Below are 17,471 nucleotides of genomic sequence, written 5' to 3'. Positions count from 1 at the left end.
GGCGTGCTGCTTTTGTGGCGGCGCGCTGTTTTGCTATTATAGCCTGCGGCGTGTTACGAATATGACATTACGTAACACTGGCAAGGTGATTCAAGCGGCGTTGCAATTCCGTGCGCCGATACCGGGAGGCGTATATGCACATTCCAGACAACTACCTGTCCCCGCAGACCGATGCCGTTATGGCGGTGGCGATGGTGCCCGTATGGGTTCACTGCATCAAGAAAGTGCGCGCCACGCTCGATCGCGAGCATATGGCCTTTCTGGGTATTTGCGCTGCGTTCTCCTTTTTGCTCATGATGTTTAACGTTCCGCTGCCCGGCGGCACCACAGGCCACGCCGTCGGCGGCGCACTCATCGCGCTGCTGCTGGGCCCCGAGGCCGCGGCTATCGCTGTCTCGGTCGCGCTGGCGCTGCAGGCGCTGCTGTTTGGCGACGGCGGCGTTCTGTCGTTTGGCGCCAACTGCTTTAACATGGCCTTTGTGCTGCCGTTTGCCGCTGCTATCGTGTTCCGTGCGCTCAACAGCCGTCTGCACGACAAGAGCTGGGGCACCTCGGTTTCTGCCATCGTGAGCGGTTGGGTCGGCCTGTGCCTGGCGGCCCTGTGCGCGGCAATCGAGTTTGGTATTCAGCCGATGCTCTTTACCAACGCTTCGGGCGCGCCGCTGTACTGCCCCTTCCCGCTGTCCGTGGCTATTCCGGCCATGTTGATCCCGCATATGCTGGTTGCCGGTGTGGTCGAGGGCGTGGCGACGGCCGCAATCTACGGCTTTATCAAGAAGACGGCGCCGAGCATTATCGTCGGCCCCGAAGCCGCCGATGGCCAGCTTGCCGCCGAGGGCGCTGCCGCCAAGAAGACCTCGCTGGTCCCCACGCTCATTCTGGTCGCCGTGCTTGTCGTGGCTACGCCGCTCGGCTTGCTTGCCACCGGTGACGCCTGGGGTGAGTGGGACGCCGAGGGCGCCGCGACCGCCGTTCAGGAGGCTGGTGACGACAGTCTGCAGGCTTCGGTCGGTCTCGACACTCCGACCTTTGCCGATACCCTGCCCACGGGCGATTATCTGCAGGCCTATTCCGAGGAGCAGGGCCTTGGCTTTGCCGGCCAGGCCGCGATGTATATTCTTTCGGGCGTGATTGGCGTGGCGGTGCTCACCATCGCATTCCGCCTGGTCTCGCTGACGGTCAAGGAAAGCGGTGCTCATGGCAATAGCCGAGCTGCCTAGCTGGCTTGCGGCCGAGGAGCGATACGAGCCCGCGGGGGCTCGGCATCGTGTGATGCAAAAGAACGTCCTGCATCTGGCGAGCCTGCTTGAGCGGGTTCGCCTGGGTGGAGGTGCGAACGAGGGCGGGTCGATGGTCGACCGCGCCCTTTCTTGCGTTTCGGCTCCGGTGCGCCTGTTAGGGATGTTCGTTTGCGTCCTGTGCGTGTGTCTGACGCAAAGCCCGCTGTACCTGATGTTGATGGCGGCAATCGCGTTGGTGCTGGTCGCGGTGCGCCCCGTACGCGGGCTCCGCGCTACCTTTGTGCCGGCGTTGGCTGCCGCGGGGTTTGCCGTGGTTCTGGCGCTGCCTGCCCTGCTGCTGGGTGCTTCTGCCACGGGCGCCATGCTCAAGATTGCACTCAAGACGTTCATTAACGTGTCGCTGGTGCTGGGTGTTTCGTGGACGCTCACCTGGAGCCGCATGTCGGCGGCGCTCAAGATGCTGCATCTACCCGACGAAGTTATCTTTACGTTTGATATGGCGCTCAAGCATATCGAGGTGCTGGGACGCACGGCGCACGATCTGTGCGAATCGGTCATGCTGCGCAGCGTCGGTTCCGCGCCTGCGGGTTTTTCGCGCACCGACTCGCTGGCGGGTATCATGGGCATGACGTTTATCAAGGCGATGGAGTGCAGCCGCGCGATGGACGAGGCTATGCTTTGCCGCGGCTTTGCCGGCGTGTATCCGGCGCCTGCACGCGCCGGGTTTGGCTGGCGCGATGCGGTCTATGCGGCCGGCGTGGTTCTGCTCGCCGTGTTGTGCGCGGTGCTGTAGGCGCTGCTGGTTCCGGCTGGGGATGCAAATAGGGAAGGGCGACGTTTTGACGATCGATATGAATAGTGCGGCGGGTACGAACGGTGCGGGCGGCGCCGAGGCCACGCCGCTCATCGAGCTGCGCGACGTGGTGTTCTCCTATGCGGGGCATACGGTGGTCGACGGCGTTTCGCTGCAGGTCGATCGTGGTGAACTCGTTGCCCTGCTCGGTCCCAACGGCTGCGGTAAGACGACGATCATGCGCCTTATTAACGGCCTTGAACTTGCCGACGCAGGAGCATACCTGTTTGACGGGGACGTAATCGATGCGGCATATCTCAAGGATTCCGCGGCCGCTCAGCGTTTTCATCAGCGCGTGGGCTTTGTGTTCCAGAATGCCGACGCGCAGCTCTTTTGCGCTACGGTGGGCGAGGAAGTTGCTTTTGGTCCCGCGCAGATGGGGTTGCCGGCAGACGAGCTCGAGCGCCGCGTCCGCGATGCCATGGAGCTGTTCCAGGTTGCCGACCTTGCCGACGCCTCTCCCTATCAGCTCTCGGGCGGGCAAAAGAAGCGCGTGGCGCTGGCTGCGGTTGTGTCTATGAACCCCGATATCCTGGTGCTCGACGAGCCTACCAATGGGCTCGACGAGGATTCATGCGACATCGTGGTCAACTTTTTGCTGGCCTACGTTGCGGCGGGTAAGACGGTCTTGATGAGCACGCATCACCAGGATTTGGTGCGACGCCTGGGTGCCCGCGCTATCTATATCGATCGATATCACCATGTGGTCGAGGCGCCTTCGCCGTCGTATGGAACCGAAAGCGGTGCTACGGACTAGTTGCTGCGTAGAGCGTGCGTAGCCGCCCGCGCGGCTTTGCCGTGATGGTATAGTTATCCAGGTTTTTATGGGGGTGGCTATGCCAAGCTGGAACATTCATATTGCTCAGACGGAGCGTTTGCTGGAGCGCACCGGTGCGCTTGCCAGTAGCGTGCGCGACCGCAATGCCTTTTTGTTTGGCTGCGTGGTCCCGGATATCTTCGTGGGCTATATGGTCCCTGGCATCGCCGATCCCATCCCGTACCGCATTACGCACTTTGCCAAGCCTGAGCCCATCCCTAAGCCTCGTGAGCATGAGTTCTGGGATACCTATGTGGCACCGTTGCTTAAAAGTTCGCCCACCGGTGCGCCGGCCGCGGCGACCTCGATTATCGAGGAACGCGAGCGACTGAACCGCGTACACTATCCCCAGCGCTACAAGGATACCGAGCCGGTTGCCGGTCCCGGCGCCTGTGAGTTCTCGCTTGCGTCCGAAGATGTGGCGCAGTCGCTGCTCGATTTAACGCTGGGCGTCTGGTCGCATCTGGTAGCCGACACGGTATGGAACACGCGTGTGAACCAGTATCTGGAAGCACACGGCGGCAAGCCGTGCGAGGAGTTCCGCATTAAAAAGCAGGGCGATTTTGACTGGTTTGGCAAGACGCTGGGCATTGTTTCCATCCCGCGTGCGACCGATCGCCTGTATACTGCGGCGACGCGTTTTGGGCAGTATCCCATCCATAAGGAGTATGTGCTCAAGACCATCGGCGTCATGCACGAGATTGTACGCGAAAACCCCGGTGAGCCCGATCATCCGCCGTATCGCCTGCTAACCGAGGAGTTCTTCGACGCGACGTTTACCGAGGTCATCGAGCTGACCGAGGCGGGATTTGCGGCTCGCGTTGCTGCTTCTGACGTTCCCACAGTCCCCCTGATCGCTAGCTGTTAGCCGGCCGTCTTAACGGCGAACGGCTCATCCCAATCGACCAATAGCTCCCGCCGCAGGGCATCTTCGGTGGTGCGTTTCTGATCGGTCTTTGGGATGTAGGGGAGCCCTGCCTTTTTATGGATGAGTTCGGCGATGTTGTTAAAGCTCTTCGTGTCTTTGATTTGCTCATAGGTTATCTGGATAACGTCATAGCCCATGCTTGTGAGGGCGGTGGTGCGCTCGGCATCGGAGAGACTTGCGGCTTCGCCATCGTGGGCGGAGCGGCCTTGGCATTCCAAGATGACGCCCATGCTGTCGTTGTTGCTCTCGATGAGGATATCGGCGTAGCAGCAGGTTTTGTCATACAGTGAGCGCGCGGCGTCGCTGAGTGGGATGCGCACGTTGTTTGCGATGTTGATGCCCATGCCGCCCTCGTTGCGGGGGAGCGAGACAAGCATAGAGGCCTGTACTTCGAAGGGCGAGGCGGTCTGCCCCGTCATGTGCTCGGCCGCCCAGCGCAGTTGTTTAACGCCGCGCAGGCCTGCAGCCTGCTTGGCGAACGCGGCGATATCCGCCGCGCTGAGGAGCGGCGGGCGCTTCCACAAATTGGTGTCATTGCCCTTGGTGTCGACAACACGCTCCCAGCAGCAGTTGGGTGGAATGAGCTTAAGCGAAATAGCTTCATCAAGTTGTTGTTGCGTTCGCTCGCAGGGCTTAAACACTGCAAAGGAGCCGCACATCTCGTAGCAAGCCATGAGTAGCTGGTTGCGTGAGACCTGCGTAGCAAGGCTGAGCAGCGTAAACTCGGGCGACGTGACATCAAATCCATGTTCAGTTTGCCTAAACGACCCGGGAGGCGGCTCTTGGGTCAGGAGGTGCGATTTAAACAGGCTTCGCGACCCGGATTGTGCTCGAGTGAATACAAACCTGTGAAGCGGTGCGTGAAGTAGGTCTTTTACAACTGCATGACTTCCGAGGCCGCAACATCTGCGATCCATATTGCCAAGGCTAATGGCGGGGTAAAGCCCTAATACCTGCGGCGGGATACAGTGATAGTAAAAAGCGGATTGACCGCATAGCGTCAGGTCCATGATATCCTCCTGGTCGAAATGTGCTTTTGGACCGTGCGATGCCAGCGTCAATTCGGAAGTATGCGGCAAAATCTGAACCCTGTGAGCAGACCTGGCTTTTGAGGCCAGTTTATCAGGCATTTTGTTGCGAAAAAACGGGGTGTGCTCGGAGGTCTCAGAATTTGCCGCATACTTCCGAAAACGCGGTCGATCTGGCTCTTGCTAAAACGATTTAGCAGCGTCGGGTAAGGTGTGGTTTCGCCATCGGGCGAACACTTTTAGCGCTTGGGACTTTATTTTTGGGCCTCGAAAGGTGGATTTCGCGCTTTTGGTAAAGAAATGGGTGCGTGTTTTGCCGTGTGCCGGCATTGACACAGAAAAAGGGCCCGGAAGGCGAAGCCTTCCGGGCCCTTTGCAATGCAAACATGCTTGCAAGTACGACTTAACGCACCTGAGCGACGTAAGCGACGTTGGTCGAGGAGACCTTGTCCTCGAGCTGGACGCTCATGCGGGGATCGCCGGCGGTAGCGACGGTCAAATCGCCAGCCTCGACGTAGCCGAGCTCCTTAGCGGTCTCGATCGCCTTGACGATCGTGCCGTTGACGGTGCCCTGGGTAATCTCGGCCTGGTGCGGGATAACGCCCCAGTACATGATCATCTGCTGGACGGCCCACTCGTGGCGGGAGAACGCGCAGATCGGCATGTTGGGACGGAAGTGCGAGATCAGGCGTGCGGTACGACCGGTGGTCGTCGGCACGGTGATGCACTTGGCGCCAACGGTGGTGGCCATGTTCACAGCGGACATACCCACAACGTTGTTGACGACGCGGGTGCCGTGAGCGTCGGCCGGAACCTCGAGCGGAGCGTGGGCCGGGAGGTACTTCTCGGTCTCGAGAGCAATGCTGGCCTGCATCTTAACGGCCTCGACCGGGTACTTACCGGCAGCGGACTCGCCAGAGAGCATAACGGCGTCGGTGCCGTCGTAGATGGCGTTAGCAACGTCGGCAACTTCGGCGCGCGTCGGGCGCGGGTTCTGCTGCATGGAGTCGAGCATCTGCGTAGCGGTGATAACGGGCTTGTAGGCCGCGTTGCACTTGGCGATGATCTCCTTCTGGATGTGCGGAACGAGCTCGGGCTTGATCTCGATGCCCAGGTCGCCACGGGCGACCATGATGCCGTCGGAAGCCTCGAGAATCTCGTCGAAGTTCTCGACGCCCAAGGCGCACTCGATCTTCGGGAAGATCGTCACGTGCTCGCCGCCGTTCTCGCGGCAAAGCTTGCGGATGCCACGGACGGACTCGCCGTCACGGATGAAGGAAGCGGCGATGTAGTCGATGTTCTCGGTCAGGCCAAAGAGGATGTCCTGACGATCGCGCTCGGTGATGGCGGGCAGCGAGATGTTGACGTTGGGCATGTTGACGCCCTTGCGCTCGCCGATCAGGCCGTCATTCTTGACGACGCAGGTCATGTCCTGGCCGTCGACGGACTCGACCTCGAGGGCAACCAGGCCGTCATCGATCAGGATGAGGGAGCCCTTCTCGACCTCGGAGGGCAGAGCCAGGTAGTCGAGGGAGATGTGCTCAGCGGTGCCGTGGAAATCCTCGGACGTAGGCTGAGCGGTGACGACGATCTTATCGCCGGTCTTGACGGCAACCTTCTTGCCGTCGACCAGAAGGCCGGTGCGGACCTCGGGGCCCTTGGTGTCGAGCAGGATGCCGACGGGCAGACCGAGCTCCTTGGAAATACGGCGGACGCGCTCGATGCGACCGTGGTGCTCGTCGTAGGAGCCGTGCGAGAAGTTAAAACGGGCGACGTTCATGCCCGCCTTGATCATCTCGCGGATGGTCTCGTCGCTATCGCAGGCGGGACCCATGGTGCATACAATCTTAGTGCGCTTGTACATTCAGACCTCCATCTGACATCGTCTTGCGCTGATAGATAAACCATAAGAAATAAAACCGTGTTGATTATAACGAAATGCTGACCGAATACCCCATAAAATCGACCGTATGCCGAATTAGAAGTTCATTTTTTGCGGGATAAACGGTATATGAAAAAATTTACCAACCGCTCTAACCGCTGCTATCTGGGCGATATGTCAGTTTGGCGATGTGCCGAAGAAAAAACGTTTTACCAATGTTGAGCATCACACGGTCTGCACCGTTGCGTGCGGACCATATTTCCAAACCGATTGTTTTGGCTAGACGCGTCGCTTTGGGGTACCATAGCTCCACTATCAACTGCCGCTCAGCACGGCAGCCTTGATGAGCCCTTGCCCTTCTCCTGGGAATTATGATCGGGCATCAATCTGCTGAGTGGCCCGAATCCCAGGAGGGGACTCTATATGCAAAAGGAATACCTGTCCGCCGCGGCGGAGGTGCTCAGCGACCAAGGTGTCGATGAGAACCTCGGCCTGAGCAACGACGAGGCGTCTTCGCGCCTCGCCAAGACAGGCCCTAACAAGCTCGAGGAAGCTGAGAAGACGCCGCTGTGGAAGCGTTTCTTTGAACAGATGGCTGACCCTATGGTCATCATGCTGATCGTTGCCGCCGTCATCAGTGCGCTCACGGGCATGGTCAAGGGCGAGCCCGACTTTGCCGATGTTGCCATCATCATGTTCGTCGTTATCGTCAACTCGGTGCTGGGCGTGGTCCAGGAAGCCAAGAGCGAGGAGGCCCTCGAGGCCCTGCAGGAGATGAGTGCGGCGCAGTCCAAGGTGCTACGCGACGGCAAGCTCGTGCACCTGCCGAGCGCCGAGCTCGTGCCCGGCGACGTGATCATGCTCGAGGCGGGCGACTCCGTCCCGGCCGACTGCCGCGTGCTCGAGAGCGCCACGATGAAGATCGAAGAGGCCGCGCTCACCGGCGAGTCCGTGCCCGTCGAGAAGCATGCCAACGTGATCGAGCTCGCCGCCGGCACCGACGACGTGCCGCTCGGCGACCGTAAGAACATGTGCTATATGGGCTCCACCGTCGTGTACGGCCGTGGTCGCGCCGTCGTGGTCGGCACCGGCATGAACACCGAGATGGGCAAGATCGCCGGCGCCCTGGCCGAGGCCAAGGAAGAGCTCACGCCGCTGCAGGTGAAGCTCGCCGAGCTCAGCCGCATCCTCACCATCATGGTGATCGTCATCTGCGTCGTCATCTTTGGCGTTGACATCCTCCGCCACGGCGTGGGCAACGTCCTTACCGATCCGACTGCCCTGCTCGACACCTTTATGGTTGCCGTCTCGCTCGCCGTCGCCGCCATCCCCGAGGGCCTTGTTGCCGTCGTGACCATCGTCCTTTCGCTTGGCGTGACCAAGATGGCCAAGCGCCAGGCGATTATCCGCAAGCTCTCTGCTGTCGAGACCCTTGGCTGCACACAGACCATCTGCTCCGACAAGACCGGTACCCTTACCCAGAACAAGATGACCGTCGTCAAGCACGAGCTCGCTGCGCCCAAGGAGAAGTTCCTGGCCGGCATGGCGCTGTGCTCCGATGCTCAGTGGGACGAGGAGCTGGGCGAGGCCGTGGGCGAGCCGACCGAGTGCGCGCTCGTCAACGACGCCGGCAAGGCTGGCCTCACCGGCCTGACTGCCGAGCATCCGCGCGTGGGCGAGGCCCCGTTTGACTCGGGCCGCAAGATGATGTCCGTGGTCGTCGAGACCCTGGATGGCGAGTACGAGCAGTACACCAAGGGTGCGCCCGACGTGGTGATCGGCCTGTGCACCCATATCTACGAGGGCGATAAGGTCGTCCCCCTGACCGAGGAGCGCCGCGCCGAGCTCGTGGCGGCCAACAAGGCCATGGCCGACGAGGCCCTGCGCGTACTGGCGCTGGCAAGCCGCACCTACACCAAGGTTCCCGACGACTGCAGCCCCGCTGCGCTCGAGCATGACCTGGTCTTCTGTGGCCTGTCCGGCATGATCGACCCGGTCCGTCCCGAGGTGGCCGACGCTATCCACGAGGCGCACGACGCCGGTATCCGCACCGTCATGATCACGGGCGACCACATCGACACCGCCGTGGCCATCGCCAAGCAGCTGGGCATCGTCGCCGATCGCAGCCAGGCCATCACCGGTGCCGACCTCGATCGCATGAGCGACGAGGAACTCGACGCGCACATCGAGGACTACGGCGTGTACGCCCGCGTCCAGCCCGAGCACAAGACACGCATCGTCGAGGCTTGGAAGTCGCGCGACCAGATCGTGGCCATGACGGGCGATGGCGTCAACGACGCCCCGTCCATCAAGCGCGCCGACATTGGCGTTGGTATGGGCATCACCGGTACCGACGTCACCAAGAACGTCGCCGACATGGTACTTGCCGATGACAACTTCGCTACCATCATCGGCGCCTGCGAAGAGGGTCGTCGCATCTACGACAACATCCGCAAGGTCATCCAGTTCCTGCTTTCGGCCAACCTTGCCGAGGTGTTCTCGGTGTTTATCGCCACGCTCATCGGCTTTACCATCTTCCAGCCGGTGCAGCTGCTGTGGGTGAACCTGGTCACCGACTGCTTCCCCGCGCTCGCGCTGGGCATGGAGGATGCCGAGGGCGACATCATGAAGCGCAAGCCGCGCAACGCCAAGGACGGTGTCTTTGCCGGACATATGGGTCTGGACTGCGTGGTCCAGGGCCTAATCATCACCGCGCTGGTGCTGGCGAGCTTCTTTGTGGGCGTGTACTTTGACATGGGCTACATCCACATCGCCGATATGATCGCCGGCAATGCCGACGAGGAAGGCGTGATGATGGCGTTCATCACGCTCAACATGGTCGAGATTTTCCACTGCTTCAATATGCGCAGCCGTCGTGCGTCGCTGTTCACCATGAAGAAGCAGAACAAGTGGCTGTGGGCTTCCGCCGCGCTGGCACTGGTGCTGACGGTGATCGTGACCGTGCAGCCGACGCTTGCCGAGATGTTCTTTGGCCCCGTGACGCTTGAGCTCAAGGGCGTTGTCGCTGCCCTGGGCCTGGCCTTCCTGATCATCCCGCTGATGGAGATCTACAAGGCGATCATGCGCGCGGTCGAGAAGGAGTAGGTCGAAAGGCCATCCTTCCCACCGGCCCGACCGCCTGCGGGGTTTCTTCCTCGCTGGTCCTCGCGCTTCGCGCTGCGGGATCGCTCGGAAGAAACCCCTCCCGGCGGGCGGGCCTTCGGATAACCTCTCGGGACCATTGGCTGAGGGAAAGTTTGTGAGCTGGTCGGGCTTTGCCCGGCCAGCTCTTTTTGATTTAAAATACCTGCTCAGTTGTGTGGTTTTGTGCTGGGAGGCATCTGTGGGCAAGGCTAAGGCTAAAGCGAAGAAAAAGACGACGGGGGCGCGGGCTAAGCGTGATCGTCGTCGGAAGCTCGCGACCGAACCCCCTGCATCTGCTGAGGAGTTGCTGGCGAGTGTACCGGGGCTTGACGCGCTGCAGGATGTTCCGGCGTTTGATGACCTGCCGGTCGATGAAGCTCAGCAGGCTGCCTTTGATGATTTCTGCGCACATGCCGAGGAGCCCGAGCAGATGCAGCTTGGCGCCGTGGTGCGCTTGGATCGTGGGTTTCCGCTGGTGGCGACTGCCGACGATACCTTCCGCGCCGAGCATGCCGTGGGATTTGCCAAGTCGCGCGGTGGGGACGAGGTCCTGCTGCCTGCCGTGGGCGATCGTGTGGCGGTGCGCCGCGCTCCCGGGCACGATATGGGCGTGATTGAATGCGTGCTGCCGCGCCGTACGAGCTTTGAGCGTTGGCGCGGCCGTGCCCGCGGAGAGCGCCAGGTGCTCTGCTCCAACGTGGATAGCGTGCTAATCGTGCAGGCGCTCGGTGCCGGCGAGGTGCTGCTCGACCGTGTGGCGCGTTCGCTGGTTTTGGCGCTCGACTGCGATGCCGAGCCGGTGGTGGTACTCACCAAAGCTGACCGCTGCGATGCCGAGGAGCTCGAGCGCGATCTGGACCGCGTGCGCCGCCTGGTGGGTCCGGACGTGCGCGTGATCGTGACGTCCTCTGCCGAGGGCCGCGGCCTGGACGAGGTCCGTGCCTGCGTGCCTGCCGGGAGCTGCGCCATGATTCTGGGCGAGTCGGGTGCCGGCAAGTCGACGCTGCTCAATGCGCTGCTGGGCCACGATACGTTGGCGACCGGCGGTGTGCGCGAACGCGACGACCAGGGCCGTCACACTACCGTCGCGCGCGTGATGGTGACGCTGCCGGGCGACGCCGGCGTGATCGCCGATGCCCCGGGCCTGCGCAGCCTGCCGCTCGTGGGTCACGAGCGGGGTCTGGCGCGCGCTTTCCCCGAGATTGTCGAGGCATCGCGCGCGTGCCGGTTTGGCGATTGCACGCATACCCATGAGCCGGGCTGCGCCGTTCGCGAGGCCGAGGACGCCGGGCAGATCGACAGCCTGCGTCTGGAAACGTTCCAAAACCTGGCGTCATCCATGCGCGTGAGCGCTCAAATGCTCGATCCCGATGTCCATCTGTAATTGATTTTTCCTATGACAGCCGTCTCCCAACTGTTCGGGAGACGGCTTTTTTGCTGCGGAAAAGCTTCGAAACATACAGTTTGCTGACGTGCTGACCAAAACCTTGCCACGAGCTTGACGGGCTGGTCAGCTTTTGGTCAGCGATTGGTTTGACATCGAAAACCAAGATTGCGATTGCGCCGCTTTGCACTCTGACCGCTCAGACAATGGTGGTACGGGCATTCGCCCGGCACTGCCATGAGAGGAGCGGCCGTGAACAAGAGCAAGCGCATCGCCATCAGTCTGGTCGCGGGCGTGCTCGCTGCTCTGCTCTGCATGGTTTACGGCTCGTCGATCCGCTCGCAAGCCGAACAGGTCCAGGCTGAGACCTTGGTCAAGTACGGTGGCGATCGCGTCGAGGTTTGCGTCGCGGCGCGCGATATCGATGTGGGCGAGACCCTCGATGAGACCAATGTCATAACCCAGGAATGGCTGACGAGCCTGCTGCCGCGTGACGCGGCGACCGAGCTGCGCCAGGTGCGCGGCGACGTGACGACTTCGCGTATTCCCAAAAACGCCGTGATCTGCAATGTCTACACCAAGGCCGAGAGCCGCAAGCTCGAGGTGCCTAAGGGCAAGGTTGCCGTTTCGGTGGCGGTCGATGCCGAGCACTCGGTCGGCGGTGCTACGGGCGTGGGCAGCTACGTGGATGTGTATGTGCAAAAAGACGGCGTGACCGATCGGCTGTGCGGCGCGTACGTGATCGATACCAGTGAGGATTCCGGTGCCACGCGCGAGGGCAAGATCGAATGGGTGACGCTGGCGGCTGACCCCGAAGACGTCAAGGAACTGCTGGGAGCCTCGGGCAAGGGAACGGTCAGCTTGACGATTCCCGCCACGGCGCGCGGCAAAAAGAGCGGAGGCGACGAGTGATGAAGGCGATCTGGCTTGCGTGCTGCGCGTGCGGCGATTACGGGCTGTTGCAGCGGGAAGTCGAGGGCCGTGATGCGGGTGCACAGGTGCTTCGCGTGGGTGACCTGGACGGGCTGGTTTCCATGGCGCGGGCGTTTCCGTCGCGCCGCGGGGCTGCCATCATCGCGGCGTCTCTGTTTGATACCGAAGATGTGCGCAAGACTGTTGCGCGCCTGACGGCCGAAGGCCGCGTGAGTCGCGTGGTCGTGTTGATAGAAGCGCTCGATCCGTCGGATATCGAGGGGCTGTTTCGCGCGGGGGCGACCGAGGTCATCGCTGCACACAGTATATGCGGCAACGGGCGCGCGGGCGAGGGAGCGGTTGATTCCGATCGGCGCATGACGATTGAGCCCGATGCTTTTGTTGATAGGGAACCCGGGGCGCCTCGCGCTACAAGAGGCCCGCGTGTTGATGATTATGGAAAAGCGGAAGCCGAGCATGGTCGGCGCCCCCGGAACCCCCTTGTATACGATGACGCTGGAGGGCCGGCGCAGCATGCTGGCGACTCCCCGGCAGTAGATATGGGATACGTGCACGGCGTGAATCTGGCGGATGAACTCGACGAAGTTGAGGGCCTTGCCGGGTGCGGCGAGTTGTCGCTGATGCAGCATGAGCAGATTGCGCAGAACGAGCCTGCCTCGCAGACCGAACAAGCAGCCATGCCGGCTTGGACGCAGCACGTGGTTGCGGCGGGGGAGACGGGGACGCTGTCACCGACGCCCGCCCCGCCGCCTCCGATGCCGCCGGCAGACGCTACCGCTCCGCCGCATCGAGCTCCAGTCATCTGCGCTATTTCGGGTTCGGGCGGTTGCGGCAAGTCGACGATCGTTGCCACCATGGCACACACATCGTCGCTGTTGGGCTTGCGTGCCGCCGTGCTCGACCTGGACCTGATGTTTGGAAACCTTTACGACTTGTTAGGCGTCGATGCTCCGCGCGATATGGCGGCACTTATCGAGCCGTCGGCGGCGGGCATGCTCACCGAGCCGGATATCGTAGCCGCTTCGATGCGCGTGGCGCCGGGCGTTACGCTCTGGGGTCCCGTCGCGGCGCCCGAGCAAGCCGAGCTCATGGCACGTCCGGTGGAGCTACTGCTTGATGTTCTGCGTCGCGAATCCGACGTGGTCTTTATCGATACCTCGGTCTTTTGGGGCGACGCCGTGGCGGCTGCGGTGGCGGCGAGCGACCGTTGCCTGGTCGTTGGCGATGCGGCGGTGTCGTCCGCGGCATCGGCATCGCGCGTCATTGAACTGGCAGGTCGAGTAGGTGTGCCGCGCACGCGCATGAGCGCCGTGTTCAACCGGTTCGGTGCGCGCGGGGCAGACGAGGACGTCGCCATGCGCTTTGAGATTGCCTGTGCGTTAAGCTCCAAGATTCGTATCGCCGATGGCGGGCAGGATCTCGCCGCGCTCATGGCGTTTGGGCGCGCTGACGAGGCAGTGGGGCAGACCAGCGCTTTTGCGACTAGCGTGCGCGAGGCCACGCGCGAGATGCTCGTGGAACTGGGGTGCGCCGTCGGCCCTTGGAGCGATATGGTCGCCGACCGTGCAACGCGCACCGAACGCCCGCGTATCCGCCTTCCCTGGTCGCGCGAGGGTGATCAGCGATGAGCCTGCAAACGAGGATTAAGGCTGCCGGCGCTGCGGCGGCGGCAGCGCCTGTAGATGTGGGGCGTCGCCGCGCCGTGAAACGACGCACCAAGCGCGCCGTGATGGACCGCATGGGTTACGACGAAGTGGCGCGTATCAGCGCCTATATCGACCCGGCACTTGCCCGCTCGGAATTGCGTCCTGCGGTGGAGGCGGCGCTCAATGTTGAGGAGCCGACCGATCTCGCGACGCCCGAGCGCGAGACCATCATCGACGAGATTTTGGATGACGTGGTGGGCTTGGGGCCGTTGCAGCCGCTCATCGAGGACGACACCGTTACCGAGATCATGATCAACGGCTGCCGCTCGGCTTTCTTTGAACGCGGCGGCGTCTTGTACCCCATCGAGCATGCGTTTGAGGATGATGAGCAGATCCGTGTGCTTATCGACCGCATTATCTCGCCACTTGGCCGCCGTATCGACGAGCGCAGCCCCATCGTCAACGCCCGCCTCAAAACGGGCTATCGCGTCAACGCGGTGATTCCGCCTGTGGCGATTGACGGACCGATTCTCACCATCCGAAAGTTCTCGGACCGTATCTGCTCGCTGGACGAGCTCGTGGGGTTGGGATCGCTGCCGCTTTGGTATGCGCAGCTGCTGTCGTGTGCGGTGTCGCTGCGACAGGACCTGGCGGTTGCGGGAGGCACGGGATCTGGTAAGACCACCCTGCTCAACGCGTTGTCATGTGAGATTTCCACCGGCGAGCGCATCGTGACGATCGAGGACTCTGCCGAGCTCAAGTTTGCGCATCATCCGCACGTGGTGCGCCTAGAGGCGCGCGAGGCTTCAATTGAGGGCGAGGGCGCGGTGACGATCCGCGACCTGGTGACTAATGCCCTGCGCATGCGCCCCGACCGCATCGTGGTGGGCGAGGTGCGCGGTGCCGAGTGCTGCGACATGTTGCAGGCCATGAACACGGGCCACGACGGGTCGCTCACCACGCTTCATGCGGGTTCAGAACAGGAGACCGTGGTGCGTCTGACGTTGCTTGCACGTTATGGCATCGATCTGCCGAGCGAGCTCATCGAGGAGCAGATTGCCATGGCACTCGACGGTATCGTGATGTCCGAGCGCCACGCCGATGGCAGGCGCTTCGTCTCCTCGTATTCGGGGGTGCGACGCGCCGCATCGGGCGGCGTAGATCTCGAGCGCTATGTGACGTTCGATGCCGCCGAGCGCACCTGGACGCTTGACCGCGAGCCGCCGTTTATCGCAGAAGGCCTGCGGTCGGGGACGCTCACACAAGAGGAGGTGGACGAATGGAGATCACTGTGCCCCTCGTCGTAGGGGGCTTGGCAGGGCTTTCTGTCGCGACGGCGTGCGGGGCGGAACCTCGTGTGCCGCAGGTACCGCCGGCGGAGCTGGCACGTCAGGCGCTCGAGACGGTGGCAGAGAAGCTGCCGCGTGAGCTGGTGGAAAACGATCTGCTGAAAAAGATCGCCCGTTCGTGGGCATCGCTGGCTCCGGCGCATCGCCTTGGCCTCGTGATCGAAGATGCTTCGGGACGTTTGGCGTTTCTGCTGCTATCGAGCGGTGTCTGCTGCGTTTTACTAACGATGGTGTCGTTATCGCCCCTCGGATTTGCCTTGGGACTTGTTGCTCCGTTTGCCGTTGGTGCCGCTCGGGATGGCTTTGAGAGCCGGCGCGAGCAACACGATGCAGAAGAGGCAATGCCCGAGGCGTTTACCGCACTTTCCATGTCGCTTGCCTCGGGACATTCGCTGGCCCAGGGCATGCGCTTTGTGGGCGCTCATGCGCAAGAGCCAGTGCATACCGAGTTTTTGCGGGTGGCGGCGGCGATCGATTGCGGCATCTCGGCGACCGACGCGCTCGATGACTTGCTCGTGCGTATCGACGCCCCCGGTCTTTCGCTTGTGACCTTGGCGCTTAAGGTGTCTCAGCGCACCGGCGCTCCGCTTGCCGACTTACTGTCCGAGGCGTCGAGCATGGTGGGGGAGCGCATTGAGCTCAAGCGCCGCCTGGATGTTAAGACGTCGCAGGCTCGCATGTCTGCGCATATGGTCGCGGCGATGCCGGCGGGCATGTGCGCGGTGTTGGCGCTGCTTTCGGCAGATTTTCGTCGCGGTCTTGCGACGCCTGCCGGCGCGGGCGCTGTGGTGCTGGGTCTTGCCCTCAACGCCGTTGCCCTGGTGGTTATCCGGCGCATTATGCGGGTGGAGCTATGAGCGCCCCGGTTGCAGTTGCGGCTTGCCTGTGCGCCCTGAGTGTATTTGTCGCGACGGGTTTGGATCGGGCGGATGCACGCAAGATCGCAGGGGCCTGCAAGCGCGAGGCGGTGCTGGTCGCTGCCGCGGGTCGCTCGGTGGTCGATGCTCTGACCGCGCGAGTGAAGGGCGCGGTTGGAGCGGGCGGCCCGGCGCGAGTGTCGCTCGGCGAAGTGTCCGAGATGATCGATGTTGTGCGCTTGGGTCTTTCGGCCGGCCTTTCGTTTGATGCGGCGCTTGAGATTTTCTGCGCCAACCGCCGGTCAGTGCTGGCTCTTCGCCTTGAGCGCGCCTGCATGGCGTGGCAGGTGGGCGTGGGCACGCGTGAGGACGAGTTGTTGGCCGCCGCGCGCGACCTGGACGTGCGAGCGCTCGAGACCTTTGCCATCACGGTGGGGCAGGCGCTCGCCCTGGGTGCCCCACTTGCCGAGACGCTGGCCGCTCAAAGTCGCGAGATCCGTGCGGCTCATCGCGCCGCGGTCGAGCGCGAGATCGAGCGTGCGCCCGTCAAGCTGCTGATTCCCACCGGCACGCTCATCTTGCCGGCGTTGCTTCTGTCCATATTGGGCCCGCTGCTGGGAGCAGGCGGGATGATGTAGGGAGGAATACATGAACACGATGACTGACACTGCTGGCAAGGTGCAGGGCTGGGCGTTTTGCCGGGCGGCACATGTTCGTCAGCGCGCCAAGGAACTATTGCAGGAGGAGAGTGCGCAGGGTACCACCGAGTATGCCATCTTGGTCGGCGTGCTCGTGGTGATCGCGATTATCGCCATCGTCGCATTTAAGGGCAAGGTCCAAGATCTATGGAACGCTATCAGCGAGGGCATCAACAGCCTGTAGAGGGCGAGCGCCCCGTCGGGGTGCTGCTGGTGTTTGCTTGCCTGACCGTGGCGATAGCGGCGGTGCTTTGGGGGCTTAACGCCGCGCGGCAGCAGCGTCCTGGGACCGCCTCCGATTTGGGCTCAGATTCGGCGGTGGCGTCTCAAAAAGATGAGATGCGAGATGCGGACGATTCGGATGTCGCTGTCACGGCGCAAACCTTTCTGCGGACGCTCGACAAGCGGTCTGGCACTGCGACGGATTCGCCTGGGGGCAACGCGATTGTGGTCCGGCTTGCATGGTCCGAGGACCGACCGATGACCGAAGCGGCGGCGGATATGCTGCGTTCCTATCGCGAGGTACCCACGGCTCAACTTGCTCTGAGCGGCTATCTCGACATCAAGGGAAACGTGTGGGGCGCCATCGTGCGTGACGGACGCGGCTGGGTCGATATGGTGACGGTTGCCGCGGATGCTGGTGATACTTCGTGTCGCCTGCGCGCCGTGCGCCTGGTTCCGCAAACAATAAGCTCAAAGGAGGGGTCGTGA

The 17,471-nt window shown here is 62.3% G+C and carries 15 protein-coding genes; 13 read left to right on the top strand and 2 right to left on the bottom strand.

Annotated elements, in window-relative coordinates:
* Nucleotides 1-134: 134 nt before the first annotated feature.
* The 4 genes from cbiM (at nt 135) to DXC99_RS01160 (ending at nt 3,779) form a co-directional block, all read left to right on the top strand.
* Entirely contained in the window at nt 135-1,220 is a 1,086-nt protein-coding gene (cbiM, locus tag DXC99_RS01175) for a cobalt transporter CbiM (RefSeq protein WP_117629000.1), read from the top strand.
* Nucleotides 1,198-2,034 (top strand): energy-coupling factor transporter transmembrane protein EcfT, encoded by an 837-nt coding sequence (locus tag DXC99_RS01170; protein ID WP_117628999.1) that lies wholly within the window; start codon nt 1,198-1,200, stop codon nt 2,032-2,034. The genes cbiM and DXC99_RS01170 overlap by 23 nt, the downstream gene beginning before the upstream one ends.
* A 46-nt stretch (nt 2,035-2,080) precedes the next feature.
* Complete coding sequence (locus DXC99_RS01165; RefSeq protein ID WP_233505638.1) at nt 2,081-2,851, top strand: energy-coupling factor ABC transporter ATP-binding protein; 771 nt, start codon at nt 2,081-2,083, stop codon at nt 2,849-2,851.
* Nucleotides 2,852-2,930: 79 nt separating this feature from the next.
* Nucleotides 2,931-3,779, top strand: coding sequence for a hypothetical protein (locus DXC99_RS01160; RefSeq protein ID WP_117628997.1), 849 nt, complete (start codon nt 2,931-2,933; stop codon nt 3,777-3,779).
* Here DXC99_RS01160 and DXC99_RS01155 read toward each other — a convergent pair.
* Together DXC99_RS01155 and pyk are read right to left on the bottom strand one after the other, a co-directional pair.
* Nucleotides 3,776-4,849, bottom strand: a complete 1,074-nt coding sequence (locus DXC99_RS01155) for a hypothetical protein (protein WP_147329318.1) — start codon at nt 4,847-4,849, stop codon at nt 3,776-3,778. The genes DXC99_RS01160 and DXC99_RS01155 overlap by 4 nt on opposite strands.
* A gap of 421 nt (nt 4,850-5,270) precedes the next feature.
* Complete coding sequence (gene pyk / locus DXC99_RS01150) at nt 5,271-6,731, bottom strand: pyruvate kinase (protein WP_089572705.1); 1,461 nt, start codon at nt 6,729-6,731, stop codon at nt 5,271-5,273.
* Nucleotides 6,732-7,172: 441 nt separating this feature from the next.
* Between pyk and DXC99_RS01145 the strand changes: the two genes are divergently transcribed.
* The 9 genes from DXC99_RS01145 (at nt 7,173) to DXC99_RS10260 (ending at nt 17,471) form a co-directional block, all read left to right on the top strand.
* Complete coding sequence (locus tag DXC99_RS01145; protein ID WP_117628995.1) at nt 7,173-9,854, top strand: cation-translocating P-type ATPase; 2,682 nt, start codon at nt 7,173-7,175, stop codon at nt 9,852-9,854.
* Nucleotides 9,855-10,323: 469 nt separating this feature from the next.
* Nucleotides 10,324-11,277: a ribosome small subunit-dependent GTPase A gene (gene rsgA, locus DXC99_RS01140; protein WP_199408838.1), complete on the top strand. Its 954-nt coding sequence runs from the start codon at nt 10,324-10,326 to the stop codon at nt 11,275-11,277.
* A 252-nt stretch (nt 11,278-11,529) separates the two neighbouring features.
* Nucleotides 11,530-12,189 (top strand): Flp pilus assembly protein CpaB, encoded by a 660-nt coding sequence (cpaB, locus tag DXC99_RS01135; protein WP_233505637.1) that lies wholly within the window; start codon nt 11,530-11,532, stop codon nt 12,187-12,189.
* Nucleotides 12,189-13,838 (top strand): P-loop NTPase, encoded by a 1,650-nt coding sequence (locus DXC99_RS01130; RefSeq protein WP_117628993.1) that lies wholly within the window; start codon nt 12,189-12,191, stop codon nt 13,836-13,838. The genes cpaB and DXC99_RS01130 overlap by 1 nt, the downstream gene beginning before the upstream one ends.
* The gene (locus DXC99_RS01125) at nt 13,835-15,163 is read left to right on the top strand and encodes a CpaF family protein (RefSeq protein WP_117628992.1); all 1,329 of its coding nucleotides are present in this window, start codon (nt 13,835-13,837) and stop codon (nt 15,161-15,163) included. Before DXC99_RS01130 ends, DXC99_RS01125 begins: the two co-directional genes overlap by 4 nt.
* Entirely contained in the window at nt 15,136-16,062 is a 927-nt protein-coding gene (locus DXC99_RS01120; RefSeq protein ID WP_117563706.1) for a type II secretion system F family protein, read from the top strand. The genes DXC99_RS01125 and DXC99_RS01120 overlap by 28 nt, the downstream gene beginning before the upstream one ends.
* Complete coding sequence (locus tag DXC99_RS01115) at nt 16,059-16,700, top strand: type II secretion system F family protein (protein ID WP_055250542.1); 642 nt, start codon at nt 16,059-16,061, stop codon at nt 16,698-16,700. Before DXC99_RS01120 ends, DXC99_RS01115 begins: the two co-directional genes overlap by 4 nt.
* Nucleotides 16,701-16,710: 10 nt before the next feature.
* Nucleotides 16,711-16,944: a hypothetical protein gene (locus tag DXC99_RS01110; RefSeq protein ID WP_117628991.1), complete on the top strand. Its 234-nt coding sequence runs from the start codon at nt 16,711-16,713 to the stop codon at nt 16,942-16,944.
* Entirely contained in the window at nt 16,908-17,471 is a 564-nt protein-coding gene (locus tag DXC99_RS10260; protein ID WP_147329317.1) for a hypothetical protein, read from the top strand. The genes DXC99_RS01110 and DXC99_RS10260 overlap by 37 nt, the downstream gene beginning before the upstream one ends.

Source organism: Collinsella sp. TF10-11AT, assembly GCF_003437565.1.
Classification (GTDB): Bacteria; Actinomycetota; Coriobacteriia; order Coriobacteriales; family Coriobacteriaceae; genus Collinsella.
This window is presented reverse-complemented; position numbering and strand designations above follow the sequence as displayed.